This window comes from Gordonia sp. (in: high G+C Gram-positive bacteria) (genome assembly GCF_049299075.1).
Classification (GTDB): Bacteria; Actinomycetota; Actinomycetes; order Mycobacteriales; family Mycobacteriaceae; genus Gordonia.
The window spans coordinates 1-2,981 of sequence record NZ_JBAQWU010000096.1 but is presented as its reverse complement, the minus strand read 5'-3'; the positions used below and the strand labels follow the sequence as shown (position 1 = coordinate 2,981).

Annotated in this window: 3 protein-coding genes and 1 pseudogene; all 4 read right to left on the bottom strand. The window is 66.6% G+C overall.

Annotated elements, in window-relative coordinates; all coding sequences use genetic code 11:
* Window positions 1-150: 150 nt before the first annotated feature.
* Window positions 151-1,056: a 4-hydroxy-tetrahydrodipicolinate synthase gene (gene dapA, locus WAW85_RS03215; RefSeq protein WP_422558212.1), complete on the bottom strand. Its 906-nt coding sequence runs from the start codon at window positions 1,054-1,056 to the stop codon at window positions 151-153.
* A 38-nt stretch (window positions 1,057-1,094) separates the two neighbouring features.
* Entirely contained in the window at window positions 1,095-1,844 is a 750-nt protein-coding gene (gene thyX, locus WAW85_RS03210) for an FAD-dependent thymidylate synthase (RefSeq protein ID WP_422558211.1), read from the bottom strand.
* Window positions 1,845-1,889: 45 nt separating this feature from the next.
* Complete coding sequence (locus tag WAW85_RS03205; RefSeq protein WP_422558210.1) at window positions 1,890-2,660, bottom strand: HAD-IIB family hydrolase; 771 nt, start codon at window positions 2,658-2,660, stop codon at window positions 1,890-1,892.
* Window positions 2,661-2,674: 14 nt separating this feature from the next.
* Window positions 2,675-2,981: pseudogene (locus tag WAW85_RS03200) on the bottom strand (hydroxymethylglutaryl-CoA lyase); the annotation flags it as partial.

The following is a 2,981-nucleotide window of genomic DNA, read 5'->3' as shown; positions in this document are numbered from 1 at the left end:
CGCTCGATCCGGTCGCCGCCTCCGCGGCCGCATCCGCCACACCGCTGGTACCGCGGGTACGCGCCACGGTCTTCTCGCTCGGCGGCCCGGCCTTACGTCCGGCGCGGCGACGTTTGCCGCCCGTCTTCCCGCTCTGTTCGGCTCCGGACATCAGGAAATCACCTCTGCTTGACGAAGTAGACCCAGGATCTGTTCGATCTGCGCGGGATCGGCGGCCACCTGCGGCAGACGCGGGTCGCCGACGTCCAAACCTTGCAGACGCAGCGCCGTCTTCACCATGGTGACACCGCCGACGAGTCCCATCGCATCGACCAGCGGGGTCATCGAATCGCTAAGCTGGCGCGCCGTAGCCAGATCACCAGCGGCGACGGCGTCGAGTAGCGCGGCCATCCGCTCGGGCACGAGATGGCCGATGACGCTAACGAAGCCCGCGGCACCCATCGCCAGCCAGGCGAGGTTCAGTGCGTCCTCGCCACTGAAATACTGCAGATTGGTCTGTGCCATGATCTTCTGCGCCTGGTGCAGGTCGCCTTTGGCATCCTTCACCGCAACGATGTTCGGGTGCTCAGCCAAGGTGAGGAGCGTGTCCAACTCGAGGGGAACCACCGAGCGGGGCGGGATGTCGTACACCATGAGCGGCAGATCGGTCGCGTCGGCGACTGCCTGGAAGTGCGCCACCAGTCCGCGCTGCGGGGGTCGCGAGTAGTACGGCGTCACCACAAGCAGACCGTGGGCGCCAATTTTCTCGGCCACCTTGGCGAACTCCACCGATTCGGCAGTGTCGTAGGTCCCCACGCCAGCGGTCACCCGCGCCCGGTCACCGACAGCGTCAAGTACGACGCGCAGCAGCTCATTCTTCTCGTCCGGAAAGGTGGTCGGCGACTCCCCCGTCGTCCCGGAGATCACCAGCCCATCCAACCCCTTATTGACCAGGTGATCGGCCAGTTCCGCCGCCTTGTCCAGGTCCATTCCGCCGTTCGAATCGAACGGGGTCACCATGGCGACGGCATTGGTTCCGAACGGCCCGGCTCCGGGCCGGTGGGCAGGCGATGTCATGGCGGTAACGGTACCGCACCGAACCGCCGCCGAATCGCTCAGCCCTCGAACAGGAAAGGCGAGGTAGCCACCTGTGACCCGTCGGCCAGAACACCGATCTCGAAGTCCCCGAAGGCGGTCGGCGCGAGCTCGCTGAGCTGCCGTAGGCACTCAACGGCCAGCTGTCGAATCTCGGTGTCGGCGTGCTCGGTGGCGCGCATCCCGATGAAGTGCCGCCAGGCCCGATAGTTGCCGGTCACCACGATGCGGGTTTCGGTGGCGTTCGGCAGTACCGAACGCGCCGCCTGCCGGGCCTGCTTCTGCCGCAGAATCGAATTCGGCTCGTCGGCGAACTTCTCGTCCAATCGCGCCAGCAGTTCTCCATAGGCATCCCGGCTGGCCTCGGTGGCCGCCCGGAACAGGGCCTCCAGTTCCGCGTCACCGCGGATCGCCGGCGGCGCGACGACATCGGCGTCGTGCCCCGGAACAAAGCGCTGGGAGAGCTGCGAATAGGAGAAGTGCCGGTGCCGGATCAGCTCGTGGGTGCACGATCGTGAAATGCCGGTGAGGTAGAAGGTGGCGCTGGCATGCTCGAAGAGCGAGGTGTGGCCGACTTCCAGCGAGTGCCGCAGATAGCCCGCGTTGGTCGCGGTCCGCGGGTTCGGCTTGTCCCAGGTCTCGTAGCAGGCCCGCCCGGCGAACTCAATGAGCGCTTCCCCGCCGACCGCATCGGTCGACCAGTCGACGTCGGGGACGTCAAACGTGGTCGAAGCGACCAACTGCACTTCCAGCGAGACGAGTTCAGCCATGCGCCCATCATGCCCGGCGGTAATCGACCACGCTGCAGCGGTTCGTCAGCCGCGGACGATCAGGGCGAGCTTGGCGTAGGTGTCTTCCCAGCCGTGGACGGCGATCGACTCGATGCCCAGTTCCATCACCGGGCGGTCGTTGCCGCCCGGGTCCAGGCGGTCACCGAAGAAGAGGATGTCCTCGGTGCCCAGATTCAGGATCTCCATCAGCCGCCGCGCGCCGTAGGCTTTGTCGATGCCCTTGGCGGTGATGTCCACCGACGTCGATCCACCGCTGCGCACCTCCAGGTCTGGTAGTCGTTCGGCCGCGTAGGCGCGCAGAGCTTCCTTCTTCCGGCCGTCGGCGTCCCACGCCGACTTCGCCTCGACCGGTGCCGACTGGCCCAGCGCACTGAACGTCACCTGACTGCCTCGGTCCTCGAGGATGGGGCCCCACGTCTGCGTTTCCCAGAGCCCGAGGCTCTTGGCCCCCTCCTCGACCACGGCCATCGCCCGGTCCTTCTGCTCCTGCGACAGATCTTCGGCATACACCGTGACCCAGTCGGGGTTCTCGAAACGCAGATAGCGGGTGCCGTTGGTCGGCATCAGGTGCAGGTTCGCGCGATCGTCGAACTCGCCGATCCGGTCGAGCACCTGGCTCTGAAACTGCCCGACCTGTCCACCGGAGATGATGCAGCCTAGCGCCGAGCCCAGCATCTCCCGGAACAGCTCGACCATCTCATCGCTCAGTGCCGTTTTCGACGGCGCAAGGGTGTCGTCGAGGTCGAACATGATCAGTTGGTAGGTCTTGCCCTGGTAGGTCAGTCCATCAGCCATGCCGGAAAGCATAGTTACCGGGTGTCGTCGTCCAGCACCCAGGTGAAGGCTTCGGCTTCCGATCGGGCGCCCTGCGCGGCCCGCGAGCGGGGAGCCTCGTCCAGGCGAGCCAGAAGCCACTCGGAGGTCCGCACCAGGGTGGCGAAGACCTCTGGTGTCAGATATTCCGGGCGGGTCGCGAAGAGTAGATCTTCGGTCGCGGTGTTGCCGCTGGCGCCGGGCGCGAAGGGGCAGCCGCCCAGACCGCCGAGTGCGCCGTCGACCACCGTGGCCCCACCGCGCTGGGCGGCCAGCGAGTTGGCGACCCCCATCCCCCAGGTG